The sequence below is a fragment of the Winogradskyella sp. 4-2091 genome, assembly GCF_045765065.1.
In the GTDB taxonomy this organism is placed as follows: Bacteria; Bacteroidota; Bacteroidia; order Flavobacteriales; family Flavobacteriaceae; genus Winogradskyella.
In genome coordinates this window covers 227,236-250,281 of sequence record NZ_JBJKOD010000001.1, presented here as the reverse complement: position 1 = coordinate 250,281, position 23,046 = coordinate 227,236, and the positions used below count along the sequence as shown (strand labels likewise).

Annotated in this window: 19 protein-coding genes and 1 pseudogene; 6 read left to right on the top strand and 14 right to left on the bottom strand. The window is 31.8% G+C overall.

All coding sequences use genetic code 11. The features are described from left to right. The 7 genes and pseudogenes from ACJBCC_RS01075 to ACJBCC_RS01045 all read right to left on the bottom strand — a co-directional run. A pseudogene (locus ACJBCC_RS01075) lies at window positions 1-702 on the bottom strand (hypothetical protein); the annotation flags it as partial. A gap of 96 nt (window positions 703-798) precedes the next feature. Continuing rightward, the gene (locus ACJBCC_RS01070) at window positions 799-1,548 is read right to left on the bottom strand and encodes a LytR/AlgR family response regulator transcription factor (RefSeq protein WP_407556163.1); all 750 of its coding nucleotides are present in this window, start codon (window positions 1,546-1,548) and stop codon (window positions 799-801) included. 7 nt (window positions 1,549-1,555) lie between these two features. Then, a complete protein-coding gene (locus ACJBCC_RS01065) occupies window positions 1,556-3,520 on the bottom strand; it encodes a histidine kinase (RefSeq protein WP_299099151.1) in 1,965 nt (654 codons plus the stop codon). 420 nt (window positions 3,521-3,940) lie between these two features. Beyond that, complete coding sequence (locus ACJBCC_RS01060; protein WP_407556162.1) at window positions 3,941-5,212, bottom strand: hypothetical protein; 1,272 nt, start codon at window positions 5,210-5,212, stop codon at window positions 3,941-3,943. 139 nt (window positions 5,213-5,351) lie between these two features. Next, window positions 5,352-6,329 (bottom strand): FAD:protein FMN transferase, encoded by a 978-nt coding sequence (locus ACJBCC_RS01055; RefSeq protein ID WP_407556161.1) that lies wholly within the window; start codon window positions 6,327-6,329, stop codon window positions 5,352-5,354. A gap of 1 nt (window position 6,330) precedes the next feature. Further along, a complete protein-coding gene (locus tag ACJBCC_RS01050; RefSeq protein ID WP_299099145.1) occupies window positions 6,331-6,708 on the bottom strand; it encodes a Na(+)-translocating NADH-quinone reductase subunit F in 378 nt (125 codons plus the stop codon). 20 nt (window positions 6,709-6,728) lie between these two features. Further along, window positions 6,729-7,595 carry a DUF4846 domain-containing protein gene (locus tag ACJBCC_RS01045; protein ID WP_299099142.1) on the bottom strand — a complete coding sequence of 289 codons (867 nt, stop codon included), beginning with the start codon at window positions 7,593-7,595 and terminating at the stop codon, window positions 6,729-6,731. A 51-nt stretch (window positions 7,596-7,646) separates the two neighbouring features. Here ACJBCC_RS01045 and ACJBCC_RS01040 point away from each other — a divergent pair, with 51 nt between their 5' ends. Together ACJBCC_RS01040 and ACJBCC_RS01035 are read left to right on the top strand one after the other, a co-directional pair. Then, the gene (locus tag ACJBCC_RS01040) at window positions 7,647-8,039 is read left to right on the top strand and encodes a cupin domain-containing protein (RefSeq protein WP_407556160.1); all 393 of its coding nucleotides are present in this window, start codon (window positions 7,647-7,649) and stop codon (window positions 8,037-8,039) included. Between the two features lie 144 nt (window positions 8,040-8,183). Next, a complete protein-coding gene (locus tag ACJBCC_RS01035; RefSeq protein ID WP_407556159.1) occupies window positions 8,184-10,898 on the top strand; it encodes a T9SS type B sorting domain-containing protein in 2,715 nt (904 codons plus the stop codon). Window positions 10,899-11,317: 419 nt separating this feature from the next. On the opposite strand, the gene nqrF is transcribed toward ACJBCC_RS01035, so the two are convergent. From nqrF to ACJBCC_RS01005, 6 genes are all read right to left on the bottom strand, one after another. Continuing rightward, window positions 11,318-12,631 (bottom strand): NADH:ubiquinone reductase (Na(+)-transporting) subunit F, encoded by a 1,314-nt coding sequence (gene nqrF, locus ACJBCC_RS01030; RefSeq protein WP_299099136.1) that lies wholly within the window; start codon window positions 12,629-12,631, stop codon window positions 11,318-11,320. Window positions 12,632-12,643: 12 nt separating this feature from the next. Beyond that, a complete protein-coding gene (gene nqrE, locus ACJBCC_RS01025) occupies window positions 12,644-13,384 on the bottom strand; it encodes an NADH:ubiquinone reductase (Na(+)-transporting) subunit E (protein WP_299099134.1) in 741 nt (246 codons plus the stop codon). A gap of 74 nt (window positions 13,385-13,458) precedes the next feature. Continuing rightward, on the bottom strand, window positions 13,459-14,091 hold the full coding sequence (locus tag ACJBCC_RS01020) for an NADH:ubiquinone reductase (Na(+)-transporting) subunit D (RefSeq protein WP_299099132.1): 633 nt from the start codon (window positions 14,089-14,091) through the stop codon (window positions 13,459-13,461). A gap of 3 nt (window positions 14,092-14,094) precedes the next feature. Further along, entirely contained in the window at window positions 14,095-14,844 is a 750-nt protein-coding gene (locus tag ACJBCC_RS01015; protein WP_407556158.1) for a Na(+)-translocating NADH-quinone reductase subunit C, read from the bottom strand. A gap of 2 nt (window positions 14,845-14,846) precedes the next feature. Beyond that, a complete protein-coding gene (locus ACJBCC_RS01010; RefSeq protein WP_407556157.1) occupies window positions 14,847-16,073 on the bottom strand; it encodes an NADH:ubiquinone reductase (Na(+)-transporting) subunit B in 1,227 nt (408 codons plus the stop codon). Then, window positions 16,073-17,425: a Na(+)-translocating NADH-quinone reductase subunit A gene (locus tag ACJBCC_RS01005; RefSeq protein ID WP_299099126.1), complete on the bottom strand. Its 1,353-nt coding sequence runs from the start codon at window positions 17,423-17,425 to the stop codon at window positions 16,073-16,075. The genes ACJBCC_RS01010 and ACJBCC_RS01005 overlap by 1 nt, the downstream gene beginning before the upstream one ends. 164 nt (window positions 17,426-17,589) lie before the next feature. On the opposite strand from ACJBCC_RS01005, the gene ACJBCC_RS01000 reads away from it, so the two are divergent. The 3 genes from ACJBCC_RS01000 (at window position 17,590) to pruA (ending at window position 21,232) form a co-directional block, all read left to right on the top strand. After that, the gene (locus ACJBCC_RS01000) at window positions 17,590-18,843 is read left to right on the top strand and encodes a DUF5103 domain-containing protein (protein ID WP_407556156.1); all 1,254 of its coding nucleotides are present in this window, start codon (window positions 17,590-17,592) and stop codon (window positions 18,841-18,843) included. 162 nt (window positions 18,844-19,005) lie between these two features. After that, window positions 19,006-19,392, top strand: coding sequence for a Co2+/Mg2+ efflux protein ApaG (gene apaG / locus ACJBCC_RS00995; protein WP_299099122.1), 387 nt, complete (start codon window positions 19,006-19,008; stop codon window positions 19,390-19,392). Between the two features lie 211 nt (window positions 19,393-19,603). Then, on the top strand, window positions 19,604-21,232 hold the full coding sequence (pruA, locus tag ACJBCC_RS00990) for an L-glutamate gamma-semialdehyde dehydrogenase (protein ID WP_407556155.1): 1,629 nt from the start codon (window positions 19,604-19,606) through the stop codon (window positions 21,230-21,232). A gap of 150 nt (window positions 21,233-21,382) precedes the next feature. On the opposite strand, the gene ACJBCC_RS00985 is transcribed toward pruA, so the two are convergent. Further along, the gene (locus ACJBCC_RS00985) at window positions 21,383-22,438 is read right to left on the bottom strand and encodes an Omp28-related outer membrane protein (RefSeq protein WP_299099118.1); all 1,056 of its coding nucleotides are present in this window, start codon (window positions 22,436-22,438) and stop codon (window positions 21,383-21,385) included. A gap of 102 nt (window positions 22,439-22,540) precedes the next feature. On the opposite strand from ACJBCC_RS00985, the gene ACJBCC_RS00980 reads away from it, so the two are divergent. Next, window positions 22,541-23,029: a TlpA disulfide reductase family protein gene (locus ACJBCC_RS00980; protein ID WP_299099116.1), complete on the top strand. Its 489-nt coding sequence runs from the start codon at window positions 22,541-22,543 to the stop codon at window positions 23,027-23,029. Window positions 23,030-23,046: the final 17 nt, after the last annotated feature.

Below are 23,046 nucleotides of genomic sequence, written 5' to 3'. Positions count from 1 at the left end.
AAATAAACACCCTTCAAATTTAATGTCTAGATTACCATTTGCTCGACCATAATAAACGGTTGCAAATGACGCTTCATTATCTTTAAAAATAGAGTTAGTAATTTCAAGATTCATTTGTGGCGCAACATCAATAGAACGAATAATACCTCCTCTGGTTAAAGTATGACGCATAAATTTACAGTTATTTATTTCTGAATCACTTGATATATTAAAATTAACAGCTGCACCCTCTTGATCTGAAGTCGCAGATCCATTGGCATTTCCATTTATGATACTAAATCCATCAATGATTACATTATCTCCATTTACATCAATGATTCTATAACTGTTTTCAGCTCTATTTGGATCAGTAGCAGAAAACAACGTGTTATCATTACCATTAATATCACCAGATAAAATCGTAAGGTTTACCGATGCATCTCTTTGAGATAAACTAACTTCTGTTCCATCAAAACCACCATATATTTCCTGATTATTAGTTAAACTAAAGACATCTGTTCTATTAGTTCCAGGTATATAAGTACCAGCTTTTACCCAAAATGTACCAGCTGGGTTATTACCTAAAGCACTTTGTAGATTATTATATGCGTCTGCCCAACTTGTACCGTCATTGTTTCCTGTAGCACTTGCATCTACATAGACTTGAGAATGGGCAATGGTTACACCCAGAAATAAACACATTACGAGTAATTTTGTTTTCATAATAAATTTGGTTTTATAATTATGAAACAAAAATGCCATTAAATACTAGTGCATTTAATGGCAAACTTCTGAAATGAGCTTTTCAACTTTTAAAGCCTAAATATTCTGTACAATAGTTAAAAACTCTTCTTTTTTATCGTTTGAAATTGAAACCGCTTGGTCGTTTTCCATAACAATGTAACCTCCATCTTTTTTAACATAAGCTTTGATGTAAGAAAGATTGATTAAATGAGAACGATGAGGACGATAGAATATTTTTATATTATTTAGTGTTTCAACAAAAAATTTTAAGGGTTTACTCACTAAAATACTACCATCATTAATGGCAGATACCTTTGTGTACATACCATCTGCTTCAAGCATTATAATATCATTGAAATTTACAAATTTTATACCATCTGCATTTGGCAATCCTATTTTTTTAAAGTTTGAATTTTGTAAACTTTCCTTTAATTCTATAAGACGTTTATTTATTTGCGTATTCCCTAAAAACTTCACAGCTTTATCTACTGCTTCTTTTACTTGACTTGGTCGTACAGGTTTTAACAAATAATCTATAGCAGAAAGCTGAAACGCTTGTATGGCATATTCGCTATAAGCTGTAGTAAAAATAATCTCGAAATTATGAACTTCTTTTTCAATAAAATTTAAAATCTCTAGTCCAGAATGTTCTGGCATTTCAATATCTAAAAACACAATGTTTGGCGCTTGTTGTTTTATTAACTCTACGCCAGTTAACAAATTATCGGCTTGTAAAATAGAGGTTATTTTTGGGCAATTTTCTTCTACCAATATTTGCAAAACTTGTCTTGCTTTTTTCTCGTCGTCTATAATTAATGCTTTCATAATTAAACTATGTATTTAAAATTGGTATTTGTAAAATTACTTTAGTACCTAGCGCTTCTTGGTTGTTTTTTAAATCGATAATTTCTACGCCAATTTTTCGTTCTTTACCAAAGTTGAGCAAATCTAAGCGCTGTGTTGTGGCTTTTAATGCAAACGATTTATGTTGATGCTCACGCTTTTGGTTAATTGCTTTAGATTTTTCTCTACCAACACCATTATCTTCAACAATACATTCTATTATTTTTTCTGATTGTTTAGCTATTGAAATACGTAACGTTCTATTATCTTTTTTATGAAGCAAACCGTGTTTCAACGCATTTTCTACATAAGGTTGTATTAACATTGTTGGTATTTTAATGGTTTCGGAATTTACCTTGGGTTCAATATTAAATGTAAAATCTAGAGCGTCTTCAAAACGCAATTTTTCTAATTCTAAATAGAGTTTTAAATTATGAACTTCTTCAGGAACAGAAATAAAACCTGTATCGCTAAAATGAAGATAATTACGAATTAAATCGGCAAACTTACCTAAATAATCGCTTGCTAAATTCTTCTGATTTAACACAATATAATCTTGAATAGAATTTAAGGCATTGAATATAAAATGTGGATTCATTTGTGCCTTTAACGCCTTTAGTTCGCTGTCTTTATATTGCTTTTCTAAAGCCAATCGTTTTTGGGTTTCTTTTAACTCTAAGGTTACTAACTCAGCTTTTTGCTTGATTTTAAAGCGGCTGTAATAAAACATTCCAGTTAGCAATAACAAACCTGCTATAATTAAAGTACTGTAAAACAAGTTTTTGTTTTTTGTACTTTCTAGTTTTGATATTTTAAGCTCTTGCTGCGCGATGTCTTTTTCGCGTTCTTTTTTTTCGGTTTGGTAAGCTACTTCAAAATCGGCAATGGCTTTTTGTTTTTCAATACCCAGAATAGAATCGCTAATTTGTTTTTCTTTTAAACTGTATTCTAATGCTTTTTTATAATTTTTGGTTTTGGTATTTAATGATGATAGTAACTTATAGTTTGTGGCAAGAGAAACTATATTATTTGATGTTTTTAACGACGCATTAGATTGTAACAAATACTGTTCTGCAATTTTATATTTACCCCAACGTATTGCATTTTGCCCAAGGTTGTTATAGTTTATTTGTATTGCATCTTCACTTTTTAAGGTTTCGTTTAATTTTAAACTTTTTAAGAAATAGCTTTCTGCACTTTTATAATTGGCTTTTTGCATATATAGATTACCCAAATTATGGTATAAATTAGCCAAACTACGTGGTCGTTTTTCTAGAGTTTCGGCTTCGTGCGCATAATTTAAAGCTTTATCTAGCTCATTAACCTCGGTATGTATGGCTACTAGGTTAATAAGCGTACTGCTTAACATTCTTTTATTTTTTTTTGTAATTGGGTGCTTATAAATTTCTTCTACATAAGTTTTTGCGTTTTCCCAATCTTTTATACTTACATATAAAGCGCCTAAATTGTTTTTATTGAAAAGAACATCTCTAGAATGGCCTTCTTTGCTTTCAAAAAAAGTTATATTTTTTTTAATAGTTTGAATAGCTAACTCATAATCACCTTTTGCGATATAGGCATTTGCCAAAAGGCTTTTAGCTTTATATTGATCTAGACTATCATTTATAATTTGAAATTTTGATATGGCATTATTATAATAAGCAATTGCTGAATCTATTTGCCCTTTTTTTTCAAAATACATGCCTTTTTGAGCTGTAAATTGGGCTAAATGTTTTTTACTTTTTGTTCTTTTTAATGCATTTTCTAGAACAAACAAATGCAATTTAGGATTAGAATTTTTATAGGTTATGGCTGCTTTTCTAAATTCTAAGTTGCGCAAACTATCGTTTGTAATAGAATTAAAATGAAGCAACAAACTATCTTTAACTAATTCTTGAGAGGTACATAATATAGGAAAAAGTAAAATTAGGCATTTAAGTAAATTGGGCTTCATAGTTAGTCTAAATTATTGACAACTAATATAAACGAAAGATATTAGGTGTTTTTATTTAAACTTCTAAAAAACACTTTTTAACTTCTAAATAATTGATTTACGGATATTTTAAACCTTTAAAATGCTATAGTTTACTATTGAAATAATAAAAAATGTATTCTCAATAGTGCTCTATAAGTAGAGACATATTTAATTATTGGCACAAAAAAAAGCTGCACCACCCTAACCTGGTACAACTTTCTTTATTATTGAGTGTTTATGGCACTCATTAGTTTAGAAACAACATTTCTTGATAAGTCACAAAAAATTTAATTTTTTTTTAAAATATAAAGATTTAACTCAAAGTAATCTGTTTTGACCTTCAAAAATCCCATGAATTATGCTGTGCCATTGTGAATAGATTTTCAACGAAAGAATCTACTATTTTACAAATTGCTCTTTATTTAATAGGGCATTTTTTCCAATAATTAAATAATCTTTACCGTCTCTGTTCTGAAGTATATAATAATTACCATCTGGCTGTTTCACAAACCTAGAGTTACCTTGGTATTTACCGTCTTCATTATTATTAGTTTCTCGTCTTACGCCATCGGTATTTAACCAAAAGCGCTTTCCGTTTTCTATTAATTCAAAATTACCGTTATTAAATCCACCTAAAAAGTTGTAATAACTTACGTCATAAATTTTACCATCAGAAGTATTTATATAACCATATCTCTCATTGTTTTCATACAATTCATAGAATCCTGCTCCTATTTCATTTCCTAATGTTAACCACAATTTGTTTATACGAATTTCTTCATCCTTAAATTTTTCAATAATATCATTTTTCTTTAAAGTCTTTAGAAATTCTTTTAAATCCGTTGAAGCCATAAGAGACTTGCTCTGTAAATTATAAATAAAAGCTTTGTTTGCATTGTTAGGATATGTTACCAATAACCCATTAGCTCTAGGTAACATTACCTTACCGTAATGCGTAGAACTAGAATTAAACTCAGAAACACTTGGTAATAAAAATCCTTCTTTACTTTTATAATGATACGCGTAAATTTTAGTAGGATTACTTGGCTTATCTAGTAGCAAAACATAGCCATCATATGCGATATGATGACTAAGATCTTGAGGCTTTTCTATAACTTCTCCAAGATCATTCATTATACCGAGTTGACCGTCTTTAGAAAATACGGCTAAATTATAGGTGTTGAATTTATAAATACTATCTATTTCCACAACAAATTCCTTCGACTTAGAGCTCCATAGTTTATTAAGTGAATCTAATCGTCTTGCTTCTTTGTCTTCTATAAGTCGTTTAATTTCTAAAGCTTTTTGCTCTGCTATGTGATTATCTATTTCTTCTTGAATATTAACATAGGTCTCTAACATAAACTGATAATCTTCTGTAGTTTTATCTTCTTCCAAGTCAAAGTACCATTTAGCATAAGATCGTGCTTCAAAGAACTGCTTATGTTCAAAATGTATCAAGGTGCCCAATTTAGCCACACGACTATTAGGTACGCTGTCCATATATTTTAGAGCTTTATTAAATATCTCTAAAGATCTATCCATGTCCGAATTAAAGAAAAAGGCTTCAGATCGTTTTACATATACATCAGCTATTTCACTGTTAGTTTGAGCGAATAATGAAATAGGCAATAAAAACGCAAGTATTAGTATCGTAATTTTTGATTTCATAAATATAAAATAAACACGTTGGTAAATAATTAAAGGTCAACAAACTACTAAAAATTTAGAGTTGTGCATTAATTTATTCGATACCATACCCAATATTAGGGCTGTTGTGCAAAATAATATTTAAAAAAAGTAAGAGATCCTATGGGAAACCATTTAAGCTTAAAGTTTTTAAGAATTTGTTTTCATCTTCATAGATGAAGTAAACCTTCAATTCTGGATGTGTGTTTAAAAACCATGTTACTTTATCAATTCCCATTGCCTGAAAAGCGGTTGCATAACCATCTGCCAACATACAATTAGGGGCTATAACAGAAACACTTAAAATATTTGTTTTTGTAGGGTAGCCGGTTTTGGTATTTATTATGTGTGCGTAACGATTTCCGTTTTCGTCTGTTTTAAACTTTCTATATGTTCCCGACGTTGCCATACCTTCATTTTTCAGGGTAATTACCTTAGAGTAAGACTGTTCTCCATCAAAATTAGGATCATCGATTCCAACTGCCCAACCTTTTTTACTTTCTATATTTACACCAGATGTTCTTAAATCTCCACCTATATCTACTAAGTAATTCTCAATTCCTTTAGATTCTAAAAAGTTAGCTATAACATCTATACCATAACCTTTTGCGATTGCATTAAATTCTAAATAGCTTTCTTCAGACTTTTTTATATGATGATCAACCAAGCCCACTCTATTAAAACCAACAAACTTCATAAGATTATTTATTGTTGAACTATCGGTTAGAAATTTGTTCTTTTCTGACCCAAAATTCCAAGCGTTTACAACATTCCCTATCGTAGGATCAAAAACACCTTCGGTTTGTCTATAAATTATTTTTGAAGCTTTAAAAACATTCTCAAAATGAGAATCTATCTTAGTAATCTCATTTCTATTAAGTTTGGATATATCAGAATCTGGAATGTAAGTAGATAATGATTGATTAACAACAGTAAACAAACTATCAAACTGCTTTTGATAATTTACATCATCAGCAGAGTAATATTGAATATTGTAACTCGTACCAAAAACGGCACCTGAAAGTTTAATGTTTTTTGGCACATCATCAGTACAAGAATACAAACTGATTATTAAGACTAATGCTAGTAATTGCTTCATATTAGTTTAAATTCATTTCAATTACTTGTATTCCGTTATATTCAATTAAATAATCCTCATCTAAATGAATTGGTAAATCTTCACCTGCAGGATTACCCAAACCAACACCAGCATATAGTACTTTGGCATCTTTTTCATAAGCGTGTTTTTTGAAAGTTTCCATCCAAACAACATCATAATTATTAGGGTTTTCTGGTAAAATAACGGCTCTTACTATTACAAAATAATATTGACTATTCTTGTCAATACATACAAATTGAGGATGCCTTTTTAATGTACTATTTATTGCCACAAACTCAAAGCCACGTGCTTCTAGGTCTTTACCTACGTGGTTCATAGCTAAATTATGTACTTCTTGAGGCGTTAGCGGTTTACTCATATAACAAAGATACGAAGTTGCTATTTAAACCTCACAAATTTTGAACTACTAAATGTATAATTAGAAACAGGAACTACTGCATCATCCTCCAAATGATACCAAGGAGAAATATTGGTGTCTTCAAGATTTTTAACCAAATGAACACTCTGCGCTGGTGTATTTCCTTGGCATAATAAAAATAACTTTTTACCTTCATCATTAATAACTTCGTCACAAATTAAAACTATATGACCAGGCGAACCACCTTTTATTAGCATATCTCCTATTTTTAAATCTTCTGCTTTCACTGATTCTAGCTCATTAAAAAGCGATAAAGTACCAGAATACATATAGATTAAATTAAGGTATTTATAGAAGTTATCTTTAGAGGAATTAGCACGAGCAGTTTTATGAAAAGACACATTATTGCCGTTAATTTTGGGTCGATACCCTTCTGCATATTTTAGCCAAGAACAATAATGTCCAGATGTAAAATTAAAACCTATCTCATCCTTTCTTTTTTTGTTCCAAAGGAATTCACTTCTAATTCTAATTAGCGCGTCTGCACATTGCTGCAATCCGTTTTTCGGGACAGGTATTTCTAAAACACCAATATGTCCGCCTTGCCAAAAATAGTTAGTATCATCATAATTAATAATTTTACTACCAAAGGGTTTTAATTTATAATTTCTAAGATGGTCTTCAAAACTTCCGGCTTCGTAGTCTGGACGTTCATAACCTTCAGGTATATTTACTCTTGTGCTTATAGTTAAGCTATCTTTATTTATTAGGCTTGGTGTATCAATAACTGAGACTACCGTATCAACTGTTTTTTGAACTGGAGTCAATTGAAATGCCAAAACCGCAATAGCGAATAAAACTAAAACTATAAATAATCCTTTTTTCATACCCTTAAGAACGTTATACTTACACCTTTTGTTATAAAATTATAAATAATAATGTCTAATCGTATTTTGAAAATAAAACCGTCACTATTGACCCTATGTGTAGTATTTCTGATTTTTATTAACTGTAATGAAGACCAGAAATTACCAGATCCTTTAGAAGCTGGCTGGAAAGGGCAATCTGTATGCGAAATTTTAGAAGACAATGAAGAATTGAGAGTGCTTAAATGTACATTTGAACCTGGAGTTGGTCATGAAAAACATTACCATAATCCACATGTTGGTTACACTTTAGTTGGCGGTAAGTTTAGAATCACTGATGATTCTGGAGTTAGAGAAGTAAGTGTACCTACAGGTTATACATTTAGTAAAGATTCAATTACTTCCCACGAAGTCTTAAATATAGGAGAAACCACTTCTGTATATTTAATTATGGAGTACAAATAGGATACAGCTAACAAATACAACACTTTATCGTGTATTTTAGCACATTAACATTTTCTTAATTAAATATTAATTACCTTTAATGCTTAAGCAAAATCTATCCATTTTACCTAACCTAACTACTCAAAAATGATTTTTTCTAATTTTTTGAAATTAAAATTTATTATTAAAAATCTTACTTACGTTTTTGCATTTACTTTAAGTCTTTCCATTTGTGCCCAAAATAACGAAACAAATAATTGGTTATTTGGACAATATGCTGGTTTAAATTTTGAAACGCCTGATAATGTTCAGGCCATTAACAATAGTAGCATGTTTGCGCCTGCTGGTTGTGCGAGTATTTCAGATTTTGATGGAAACTTATTATTTTATACCAATAGCCAAACCATTTGGAATAAGAACCATGATACTATGGCAAATGGTGCTAATATTAACGGTAATGCTGGCGCTGATCAAAACTCTATAATCGTTCCTATTCCTAATTCTGTAGATCAGTATTATGTGTTTTCTATAGGTACTGATGGTTTTTATTATTCAACAGTAGATATGACAGCTAATGTTGGTTTAGGTGAGGTTATAGAAAATGACATTCTTTTATTATCAGGTGCTGAAATTGGAAAAGTTACAGCGGTTCACCATGATGATGGTCAATCTATTTGGGTTTTAACCACTAAAAAAAATGATAACGATGATTACTTTTCGTTTTATGCGTACAAGATAAATACGGACGGAACAATTGATAATCCAATTATAACAGACAATTTATATTTTGCAGGTAGAAAAGAGGGTATAATGAAATTTTCTCCTGACGGAACAAAAATTGCCATAAGTAATTTTCTTGATGATGATGTTAACAAACATCTATACACATTTACATTTGACAGCAGTAATGGAGAAGTTAGTAACAGACGTAGTCTTTTCACAACGAAGGTGTTTTTTGAAGTCGTTTCTGCATATGGTTTAGCATTCTCTAAAGATTCGAATAAGCTATACGCTACGTTGAGACGCCAAGGTATGTTAGATACTTCCACTGGTACTGTTCCTGAGGATTCAGAAAAAAAGGATTTATTAGTTCAATATGATTTAGAAACTTATAATGGAGGTAGTGAAATTACTATTTTACATGAAAATATTGGCGTAACAATTCCGGGAAGTTTACAGCTTGCAAAAAATGGTAAAATATACAGAGCGCTGACTGAAAGTCCAGATATTGGATCTGACAATGTTGGTGTTATTAATAGTCCTTTAAATCTTGAATCTGCTGTAAACTACAATCATACTGGTATTCAGTTAAGTGGTAGTTTTTCAAGATTAGGTTTACCAAACTTTATACAATCATACTTCAGAACTAGAATTACAAGTGATACATTTTGCAAAGATAAAGTTGCTTTGTTCGAAGTAGATACCTATTCAAACATAACAGCGGCTCAATGGGATTTTGGAGATGGTAATACCTCTAATGATATCATTCCTAGTCATACTTATGAAAGCACAGGTACTTTTAATATAACAGCTACAATTACCGTTAATGATAGACAAATTACTACCTCTAAAAGGATTTCGGTATTCGATACTCCAGATTTAATTGCAAGCCAAGAACTTATTCAATGTGATTCTGATACTGATGGGATTTCTGTGTTTAATCTCAACAACATAAAAGAAAGAATTCTCGATAATTATTTGGAAGAAGAATTCACGTTTTTTGAGAGTTTTGAAGATGCGGATCAAAATTCTAATCCTATTTCAAACCCTGAAAATTATACTAATTTAGTTCCGAATCAAGAGGTCTTTGCTAAAGTATATAATTCTAATGGTTGTCCTTCCATAACGTCGTTCTTTTTAAATGCTATTTATACCGAGACTATTGATATACCAGACTTTTATGTTTGTGAGAACTCAGACAATATTGATAATAACGATGAAGGTTTGTTTATGATTCTTGAAATTAAAGAACATGTTAGAGAAGCACTAAATATTCCTATTACCACCGATATAAATTTTTACCCATCATTAGCTGACGCCCAGACTACTCAAAATGACATAAGGTCTAATTTAACCTCTTCAACTACAACTGTTTGGATTAGAGCCGAGGAAAGTGGGTTGGCTTGTAGTGGTTTAGCTCCAATAAATTTAATTGTAAATAGTGTACCTATTATTGATTTAGAAGATGAATATACATTTTGTCAAAATGAACCGATAGTATTAACAGGACACAATTCTAACACAAGATTTGAATGGTTAAATAGTAGTGGCGAACTTCTCTTTAACACACGTCAATTCACGTCTTATACAAGCGGAACATATACTCATATTGCTTACAAGGTATTAAATGGTGTAGAATGTTCTAATTCTAAAACATTTACTTTAATACAAAATGAGCCACCTATATTTGAAAACATTGATGTTGATTTAAACTATGACAATAATACTATTGTTGTAGAAGTTAGTGGTAACAGTAATTACGAATATTCTATAGACAACTTAAATTTTTATGGTAATGCCAATACCTATACCTTTCAACATATACCATCCGGAATTCAAACCATTTATGTGAGGGATATTAACCAATGCGAAGAAACAATATTTAAAAAATTATACTTAATTGGTTATCCAAAGTTTATAACACCTAACAATGATTCTAAAAACGATTTTTGGAGAATAAAAGGCGTCGATACTAATAACTTTGAGTCTATAAGAATTTTTGACAGATATGGTAAACTTATCGCCATTCTAAATGAACAAAATAGCTTTACTTGGGATGGAAAACGAAAGGATATTACTATGCCAACAAACGATTATTGGTTTAAGGTAATTTATAAAGATGGAGAATCGGCTACTGGTCATTTTACATTAAAACATTAGCATATGATGCTTTCTCCTTATTACTACTCTCAGAGTACCTTGCATTCATTTAAATCAAATTAAATTGTAAGTAATTTATCCATAGAAATCTTTTGAAATTCTATACATCAGGTACATCTAATATTTAATTGACTCAAATTAAATTAATAAGTCCTTAAATTCATTAGCAATACTTCAAGGATCAAAGTGAATATTAACTGTTGGTTGGATATCACCACTAATTGGAGTTTCAATTATTAGCAGATAATCAATTTAGATGAATGTTCCCTTTTATTCTTCAACTATGCGATGTAATAACAATAGCAAACATCAGTAAACACCGTATTTATATAAACTATATATAATAAAAAAACCAACGTTAATACGTTGGTTTTTTTTATTATTAGAATAAGTTTGATACATTAGATATCTTGTGACATCTATCCTCCAAAGTCATCGAATCTAATGTGTTCATCCGGAATACCGAAATCTTCACCCATTTTCTGAACAGCTTGGTTCATTAATGGCGGTCCACAGAAATATAATTCTATATCTTCTGGTGCTTCATGCTTAGATAAATACTGATCTATTACCACTTGGTGTATAAATCCTGTAAATCCATCACCAGACTCATCATTTACATCTTCTTTTAGTTGCCAGTTATCTGCTTCCGTAGGATCAGATAATGCAATAAAGAATTTAAAGTTCGGGAAATCTTTCTCTAAAGCTCTAAAATAATGGATATAGAATAATTCTGCTTTAGAACGCCCACCATACCAATATGTTACTTTACGACCTGTTTTTAAGGTTCTAAATAATTCGTATAGGTGAGAACGCATTGGTGCCATACCTGCACCACCACCAACGTATAGCATTTCTGAATCAGAATCATTAATAAAGAATTCTCCATAAGGTCCAGAAATTGTTACTTTATCTCCAATCTTCTGATTAAATATATAAGATGAAGCTACACCTGGATTTACATTCATCCATCCACCTTTTTCTCTATCAAATGGAGGTGTCGCAACACGCACGTTTAACATAATTTTTCTTCCTTCCGCAGGATAAGAAGCCATTGAATATGCTCTTTCAACAAGTTCTTCGTTTTTCATCACTAATGGACGTAAACCAAATTTATCCCAATCCGCTTCAAATTTATCTGGTTCTCCAGGATGATCTTCCGGGTGTGCAGAAATATCCATGTCAGAATATTTTATCTCACAGTTAGGGATTTCAATTTGAATATAACCACCAGCCTTGTAGTTCATATCCTCTGGAATCTCAACTACGAATTCTTTAATAAATGTTGCCACATTATAGTTTGATACTACTGTTGCCTCCCATTTCTTAATTCCAAATACTTCTTCTGGAATGGTAATTTCCATATCCTGTTTTACTTTTACCTGACAAGATAAACGTGCACCATGAGCTAATTCTTTTCTTGTAAAGTGAGGAATCTCAGTTGGTAGAGCTTCTCCTCCACCAGCTAAAACGTGACACTCACACTGAATACAAGTTCCACCTCCACCACATGCAGATGGTAAGAATATTTTTTGGCTACCCAATGTACTTAATAAGGTACCTCCAGAACCAACTTCAATTTCACGTTCACCGTTAATTTTAATGGTCACAGGACCAGAAGGTGAAAGTTTTTGTTTTACAAATAATAATAAGGCAACCAATATCAAAGTAACCACCAAAAAGGCTGTTACCGTTGCTACTATGGTTCCGACTGTGCTTGCAGCTAATATCATAATACTAATCAATTACTTGTTTGTATTTTCGGCTATCTCTAAGTCTGACTTAAGTTTAGCTTCTTCTTTTTTAATATCTTCTTTAATAACTTCTATAGATGCTGTTGGTTCTGTAGTTGGCTCACCTTCTTCATCACCTCCAGTCAACATTCCTCCAAAACTCATAAACCCAATTGCCATTAGACCAGTAATTATAAATGTAATACCTAAACCTCTTAATGCAGGTGGTACATTACTATATCTAATTTTTTCTCTAATAGCAGCAATTGCTAATATGGCTAAGAACCAACCAATACCTGACCCAATACCATAGTTCAATGCTAATCCTAAGGTTTCAATTTCTCTAGACTGCATAAAAAGTGAACCACCTAAAATGGCACAGTTAACAGCAATTAAAGGTAAAAATATACCTAAAGAATTATATAGCGACGGAGAAAACTTCTCCACGACTATCTCTACTAATTGTACCATTGTTGCAATGGTAGCAATAAACATAATGAATGATAAAAAGCTTAAGTCATAATTTGCATATTCTTCACCTAACCAAGACAATGCTCCAGGTTGTAAGATATATTGATCTAGTAACCAGTTTAAAGGTACTGTAATTGCAAGGACAAATATAACAGCAGCTCCAAGACCAACAGCAGTTGACACTTTTTTAGATACTGCTAAGTATGAACACATTCCTAAGAATGTAGCAAATACCATATTATCTATAAATATCGATTTGAAAAATAATTCTAAATGTTCCATATATTTTGTTTTTAGTTGTTAGTTTAAAGTTATTGGAGAATCTACTATCCAATAACCATTATCTATCAACTAATTTAATCTTCTATTAATGCTTTGTTTCTACTACGTTGTATCCAAATGATAATACCCACAACTATTAATGCCATTGGAGATAATAACATAAATCCGTTATTTTCATAACCTATAGCATATAATCCCGTTTTTTCAATTGGATCTCCTAATACAGGAAAACCTAATAAAGTTCCAGATCCTAATAACTCTCTAAAGAATCCTACAATTATAAGAATTACACCATATCCTAAAGCATTACCAATACCATCTAAAAACGATCTCCAAGGACCATTTCCTAATGCAAAGGCTTCAAAACGTCCCATAATTATACAGTTAGTAATAATTAATCCTACGAATACTGAAAGCGTTTTACTTAGCTCATAAGCAAAAGCTTTTAAAACTAAATCTACTATAATTACTAATGTTGCAACAACAATAAGTTGAACAATAATTCTAATTTTCGATGGAATAATGTTACGCATCAAAGAAATAACAACGTTACCAATACCTAATACAAATAATACAGATATAGACATTACTATAGATGCTTCTAATTCTGCAGTAATTGCTAATGCAGAACAGATACCAAGTACTTGTATTGTAATTGGGTTATTATCTGCTAATGGGTCTAATATTAATTTACTGTCTTTTCCCATGTTTTAGTTTCCTTTTAAAGTTTCAAAATAAGGTAAATACAACTTTAAATCTTTTTTGATCATTGCTGTAACACCATCACCAGTAATTGTTGCTCCTGCAATGGCATCAACCTCATTATCTGTTTTGTCATTATTTTTTGGATCTGCATTACCCTTTGCAACAGTGATGCCTTTAAATACACCTGCTTCAGACAATAAATGTTCACCATAAAAATCATCCATAAAAAAACGTTGCTTAATGTTTGCACCAAGTCCTGGCGTTTCTCCTTTATGGTCAAAATATGCTCCTTGTACAACCATATCTTTATCTAAGGCCACATATCCCCAAATAGCATCCCAAAGTCCTTTTCCTCTTATTGGTGCGATATAAAATGTTTTGCCATCTTTCTCACCAACAAATAATGGAAGTTTTCTAACACCACCATTCTTTGCATTGGCTTGTTGTTTCTTTACATCAATTAAATAAGCTTCGTTATTCTCAACAGCTGTGCCACCTTGAACTTCCAATTGCTGCTTAACATATTGCTTAAAAAGTTCTGGTGCATTTTCTGCTGACACAAAATTTGCACTTGTACCTTCATTTTCATTAACTCCCATAGCATACAAAATATTTTGCTGCTTTTCAATTTCTTCATTTACCGTAATAATTGGCTTAGTCAATGAAAAAATACCTGCTAATATGACACCTACAATTAATACCATACCAATGGCAAAAATAATAGTATATGAGTTTTTATCTGTTCTTTGTTCCATGATTACGCAACTTTAGCTTTTACACGTTTCATTCTTTTCTTAACATTTCCTTGAACCACGTAATGGTCAATAGTTGGTGCAAACACATTCATTAATAGAATAGCTAACATTACACCTTCTGGATATGCTGGGTTAAATACACGTATCATAATAGAAATAAATCCTACTAAGAAACCATAAATCCATTTTCCTTTAGTTGTTTGTGACGCTGTTACTGGATCTGTAGCCATAAACACAGTACCAAATGCAAAACCACCAATTAGTAGATGTTGCCAGAAATCTGTGCTCATTAATCCATAAAACTTACTAGACTCTGTAATCCAGTCTTGCGCCACAACACCGTTAAAAATTAATCCCATGACTAAGGCGCCAATTACAGATGAAAGCATAATTCTCCAACTTCCAATTTTAGCGAAGATTAAGAATAAACCTCCTAATAAAATTAAAAGTGTAGACGTTTCACCTACTGAACCAGGAATTAAACCATAAAACATATCCATGATTTCATAACCTGCACCTTTGTTTTGAGCTAAACTACCTAAGATTGTTTCACCAGAAATGGCATCTACATTCTCACCAGCTGCTATTAACTGATCTTGTTCTACTGCACCATGAACCCAAACTTTATCTCCTGACATCCATGTTGGATATGCGAAAAATAAGAATGCACGTATTGTTAACGCTGGATTAAGAATATTCATTCCTGTACCACCAAAAACTTCTTTACCTATAACAACACCAAAAGCAACTGCTACTGCTAGCATCCATAATGGTGTATCAATTGGCACAATAAGTGGCACTAACATACCTGTTACTAGATATCCTTCTTCTACTTCGTGGCTATTTTTTATCGCGAATAAAATCTCAATAGCTAAACCAACGACATATGATACAACTACCAGTGGAATTACTTTCCAGAAACCAACCGAGAAGTTATCTAACGTCCAGAATTCTGCACTAAAAAATCCACCTGTAGCCTGTTGAATCTCTCCAAATGCTAAATGATGTTGATAACCTGCATTAAACATTCCAAAGATTAAACAAGGAACCATTGCCATAATAACAGTGTTCATTGTTCTCTTTAAGTCATCTGCCGCTTTTATATGAGTACCATTATGAGTTGTCTCATTTGGTAAGAATAAAAAGGTATGAATTGCAGAAAATGCTGGCAACCACTTCTTATCTTTATTCTTCTCTCTAAAATTATGTAAATTTTGTTTTAAACCCATTATCCTATTTCTTTTAGCATTAAGTCTAATCCTTCTCTTATAATTTTTTGATGTGGTTGTTTAGAAACACATACAAATTCCGTTAAAGCAAAATCTTCTGGTGCAACTTCGTACATTCCTAATGCTTCCATTTCATCTAAATCTTGATACATACAAGCTTTTAAAATTTGCATTGGGTAAATATCTAAAGGAAAAACCTCCTCAAATGTACCTGTAGTTACAAATGCTCTATGCTCACCGTTAGTATTTGTATTTAAATCGTATTTTTTCTTAGGGCTTAACCAAGAAAAAGTTAAAGCTCTAGATGTAGATACTTTGTTAAAAACGGGCTTGTTCCATCCAAAAAACTCGTAGTCATCACCTTCTGGAATCACAGTAATTACGTTACTGTAATAATCCAAGAAACCATCTGGCGCTACTTGTTTCCCTGTTAAAACATTTCCAGAAATTATTCTATCGTTACCATCTCTTTCAACACCATTATCATATATCATTGTAGCTATTTCTGAACCTAATTTAGTTCTAAAATATCTAGGTTTCTTAACTGAAGAACCTGCTAAAGCAACAACACGCTCTGCATTAAACTTTCCCGTTAATAATAACTCTCCAATGATAACAAGATCTTGTGCATTGACAGTCCAAACAACTTCACCTTTATTTACAGGACTTACCTTATTAATTAATGTACCAACATTTCCTGATGGATGTGGTCCAGAAACTTTATAAGTTATAGCGTCTTGCAAATTTGCTAAAGGCGAGTTAGAACTCTTACCCACAGAAATATGAACACTACCTTCAGTTAATTTAGCTAATGCGGTAACTGCAGCTTGTAATTCAGCTTCTTTACCCGCTAAGGTAAAGTCTAAATCTGCGGCTAAAGGTGCACTTGCATAACCAGAAATAAAAATATTCTTTGGTGTAACATCTGCTTTAGCCACAACATCATAAGGACGTTGTTTAATAAATGACCAACAGCCAGTTGCTAATAAATGTGCTTTTGTTTTTTCTGCATCAGAGGTCAAGTCAAACTTACCATGATCTACATAAGCTTGTTCCTTATCTGCTGTTATTTTTATGGCGTCGATACGACGTCTTGGTCCACGTTGTACTTCTGTAATCTCACCAGATACTGGCGAAACAAATTTCATAGCTTCATTATCTTTATTGTAAAATAAAGTTTCACCCGCTTTTACACGTGTACCTTCTTTTGCTACTAATTTTGGAATAATACTGTGGAAGTCTTCAGGTCTTATAGAATAGAAATTACTAATTATAGCATTTTCCGTTGCTTTCTCGGCTTCACCGACTAGCTTTATATCTAAACCCTTTTTAATTTTGATGTCTTTTGACATATACTAAAGATTAGTTATCTAAAAATCCGTGCGAATTTACGAATTTATGCTTTAAAAAACAGTTGAAATAAAAGCATCTTTTTTTATTTGTAATCATTATAAATAAGCTGCGCGTTTTATAGGCATGAATTTTGATTATCTTTACACATCGCTCAAATTATATGATGAAAAAAAATATTTTCAACCTAGTTTTATTTGCAATTACACCATTGGTATTGCTATCTCAAGTAACCGAAGAATTAAATCCACCAGATTTTATTAAAACAATTACCTTTAAAAGTAATACCACTGAGGGACAACTTCCTGTTTTAAAGCTTGGCGAATCATTAGAGTTAGAATTTGATGCACTGACAGCAAATGAAGAAGATTTTTATTACGTCATTGAGCATTTTAATTATGACTGGACACCCTCTTCTTTAGTAAAGTCTGAGTACCTTAAAGGATTGGACAATCAACGTATATTGACTTATGAAAATTCATTCAACACCTATCAGATATACTCACATTACGATTTACAAATACCAAACTCACGCACTTTAGGACTGTTGAAAAGTGGTAATTATATTATTTCTATCTATGATGATTATGATGAATTAATGTTTAGTAGAAAATTCATGGTATACGAAGACAATGTGAATGTTGGTGTTAGCGTAAAGCGATCAAGAGATGTGCAGGTCATAGGAGAAAAGCAATCTGTAGACATTGTTATTTCAACTAATGGTACTAATTTCAACAATCCATTAGACAATATTAAAACTCTAATTATTCAGAATAACAATCAAAATACATCTATTTCAGGATTAAAACCACAATACACTTTGGGTAATGAACTTATTTATCGTTATGATACTGAATCAGCCTTTTGGGCTGGTAATGAGTTTTGGTTTTATGAAAACAAGGATGTTAGATCCGCAAATGTAGGTGTTCAATTTATTCAGCTAAAAGAGTTATACAATAATTACCTTTATACTAATATTTCTAGAAAAGACTTACCATACACTTACAATCCTGATATTAACGGAAATTTTCTAATAACTGCTATCGATACCGATAACGTTGATGTTGAAGCAGACTACACCATGATCCATTTTTCACTTTCACATGACGAAATCAAGGACAAAGATATTCATATATATGGTAATTTTAATGCTTACGCTATTGATCCATTCACAAAAATGGAATATAATACAGAAAGTAAACGCTACGAAAACACAATGCTTTTGAAGCAAGGGTTTTATAATTACAAGTATGTCGCAGTAGACAAAGAAACGGGAGCAATTGACGAAGGTGCTATTAGTGGTAATTTTTGGCAAACAGAGAACAATTACAAAGTATTAGTCTATTATAGAGATTTAGGTGCGCGTTTTGATCGCATAATTGGTTATGGCGAAGCCTCCTCTACAAACATTACAAACTAATTTTTTAATTTCGATTTTAACGAAAAAGCGGCTTGTTTTCTTCCTTTTTCCAAATTATTAGTACATCAAATCTTGTATTTGTTAAAATTATGAGCACTTTAGCGATTTATGGTGTTTCAATCAAAAATTATACTATTTTAGCATAGCACAATTTTCAATTATATGGTACAACAAGTTACAAGTGGAATTAAAATTTCCGTAGAAACCAATTTTGAAGGCACATTTTATAAAAATTATAAAGTGCATTTTGCGTTTGGTTATAAAGTAACTATTGAAAACCAAAGTAAAGATTCTGTGCAACTTAACACTAGACACTGGAAAATTCTAGACGCATTAAATAATGAAGAAATTATAGAAGGCGAAGGTGTTATTGGCAAAAAACCAGTTCTTAAACCAGGCGAGTCTCACACGTATAATTCTGGCTGTTTATTAACCTCTCCTTTTGGTGCTATGCAAGGTCATTATAATATGATCAACCTATCTAAGACCAATAAATTTAAGGTCTACATTCCTTCTTTTAAATTAAGTGCTCCCTTTGCGCTTAACTAACCTCAACGGTTTTGTTATTTTTTTTATTTCAATTTAGGATAAAATGCTTTCAGCAATTATTCTAAAACAAGATGCGATGCATTGAATATAAATACGGCTATTAAGATTTCTAGGTTAAATCTTCACAGAACTATAACATTTTACAAAATATTTCTCTGTTAAAAATTGTACCTTTGCACTTTCAAAAATCAACTAAAAAAACAAATATATTATGGGAAAAGGATTCTTTAATGTACCTGTTGCAGTCAATGAGCCTGTAAAGTCTTATGCACCTGGTTCTCCAGAACGTAAAGCTGTTCAAGAGACATATAAAACTATGTTTAACAGTAAAGTGGAAGTACCAATGTACATTAACGGTAAAGACGTTAAAACCGGAAACACTAGAACCATGTCTCCTCCACACGATCATAAACATATCGTTGGAGAATACCATATAGCAGAAAAGAATCATGTAGAAGATGCTATATCTACAGCTTTAGAAGCACGTAAATCTTGGTCTCAAATGCCATGGGAACAACGTGCAGGTATTTTCTTAAAAGCTGCTGAATTAATTGCTGGTCCTTATAGAGCAAAAATTAATGCTGCAACTATGATTGCACAATCTAAAACTATACACCAAGCAGAAATTGATGCGGCTTGTGAATTTATAGATTTCTTACGTTTTAATGTTCAGTTTATGACTGACATTTACATGGAACAACCAGAAAGCACTAGTGATGCATGGAACCGTGTAGAATATAGACCTCTTGAAGGATTCACTTATGCAGTTACACCTTTTAACTTTACTGCAATTGCAGGAAACTTGCCAACTTGTATGGCATTGATGGGTAATGTTGTTGTTTGGAAACCAAGTGACAGCCAAATCTATTCTGCTAAAATCATTATGGATATTTTTAAAGAAGCAGGTGTGCCAGATGGTGTTATTAATGTTGTTTTTGGAGATCCTCAAATGATTACTGAAACGGTATTATCTAGTCCTGATTTTTCTGGTTTACATTTCACTGGCTCTACTTTTATCTTTAAAGAATTATGGAAACAAATCGGAAACAATATCCATACTTATAAAACATACCCTAAAATTGTTGGTGAAACAGGAGGAAAAGATTTTATCGTTGCTCATAAATCTGCTGTACCTAAACAAGTAGCAACAGCTATTTCTCGTGGTGCTTTTGAATTTCAAGGACAGAAATGTAGTGCAGCATCTAGAGCATATATTCCAAGCAACATTTGGGAAGAGGTAAAAAACTTTGTCATTGAAGATGTAAACTCTTTTAAACAAGGTTCACCAGAAGATATGAGCAATTTTGTAACTGCGGTTATACATGAAGGTTCTTTTGATAAACTTGCTAAATACATAGATGAAGCGAAAGCATCTGATGAAGCTGAAATTATAGTTGGTGGCGGTTATGATAAATCTAAAGGTTATTTTATTGAGCCTACTGTAATCGTAACTACAAACCCAAAGTACGACACCATGTCTACGGAATTATTTGGACCTGTAATGACAATTTACGTTTATGATGAAGATAAATATTCTGAAACTTTAAAATTAGTTGATGAAACTAGTGAATACGCATTAACTGGTGCTATACTATCTACATGTCGCTATGCTGTTGAAGAAGCAACTAAAGCCTTACAAAACTGTGCTGGTAACTTTTACATCAACGATAAGCCAACTGGTGCTGTTGTAGGTCAGCAACCATTTGGAGGTGCTAGAGCATCTGGAACAAATGATAAAGCTGGTAGTGCTCAGAATTTATTACGTTGGGTGTCTCCTCGATTAATAAAAGAAACATTTGTAACTCCAGTAGATTACAGATATCCATTCTTAGGAGAATAATTCTAAATATCAAAAAAACTAAGTCCTTAGAAGTAAAAATTTCTAAGGACTTTTTTATAACTCTAAACGAGTTAACAAAATTTAAATTAAAACATAAAAAACCTGAGCATTATGTAATGCTCAGGTTTTTTATGTTTTATAATTCAAAGACTATTCGTATGCCTTGTCTTCATTTATATGAGCATACTGAGAATTTTTAGACGAATTATCATCACTCACAACCATGGCTACAATTCCTAAATTGTCTATATTATAATCATCTGGCACAGTAACCGTAAACGATGTTATGTATTCAGTTAGTGCTTCTGTAACTGGAATAGCATCACCTAAAACGCTAGATAATGAATTTCTTAAAACCTCGTTATGTTCAAAATCAGGAATAATATCTCCCATATTATAGAAAGGACTAGTACTATCTGCATTATAATAATTAACCTGATCGTTTATAATTTCATCTTCTAACAAATAAACTACTAATTTATCACCTGCAATTGAACCTTCTTCAAAAACCACATTAACTTGAACAGTTAGTTCACTATTTACTAATTCCGAGTTAATCGCTAAAGCCAAATTTGTATCTAAACCTGCAATACTTGTCACGTCAGAATTGACGTGAGGATTTTGCCAATTTGCGGTTCTGTTAATTTTAGCTGCAGGAAAACCTTCAACATCAAAAGCATCCTTTAAAATTTGAATTTGCTCAAAATGCATTGGATCCTCAAAACTATTTGCAGTTTCATGAATAGCGATTACAGTAATGTCATTTGTTTCTTCATGCAAAGACGTTAAAGCTGCAGAAACTCGTGGACAAAAGCCACACCATGTACCCGTATAATCTTCAACAACTATTTTTCGTTTTGGAATTATAACACTAAAACTCTCGGTATTTGTGGTAATCTCAACACCATCTTCCATGTAAACACCGTAAACTTCAAAATCACCAATTTCATCTGAAGAAAAAGAAGAACCAATTACTGCATTACCATCAACATAAAACGTTGCTAAAGAAGTAACATCTTCATCTGCTTCATTTATTATCTTAAATGGAATATCTTGATTTATTAATGATGCCTTTCTTACTAATTTATCTACATCTATCTGTGCAGTAGGTGTTGTTAACGGAACATTTTCTTCAGTTTTACTACAAGAAATAATTAAAATTGTAAATAATAGGATAAATAACTTTGGCACTTTTTTTGAAATCATAGCAATCGTATTTTTTTTCGCTAATTTAATTAATTTTTAGAACAACAATACATTTGACAAAAATTTAACTAATATTGTGTACCAATATTCCAATAATTAATTATGAAAAAACTCCTTGTATTTTTTTGCTTTGCTATATTTAGCTCTATATCTATAGCTCAAAACGACTTACCTAACGCAGATTTAACAACTTTAGAAGGCAAATCTATCACCTTAGATGATGCCACAAATGAAGATGGCATTACAATAGTTTCCCTTTGGGCAACATGGTGTGTACCTTGCATAAAAGAGTTAGATGCAATTAACGATGTTTATGAAGATTGGCAAGATGAAACTAATGTGGAATTATTAGCCGTTTCTGTAGATGATAGTAGAACGGTAAAACGAGTTAAATCTTTAGTAAACGGAAAAGACTGGGATTACACAGTTCTTTTAGACACAAATAGTGATTTAAAACGTGCTTTGAATGCCTCAAGTATACCTTTAACTATTTTGGTAAAGGACGGCAAAATCGTTTACGAACATTCTGGTTATAGTCCTGGTGCAGAATCGGAATTATATGAAAAAATCAAAGAATTATCTAACGAGTAACATCCAGTTCCCATTTA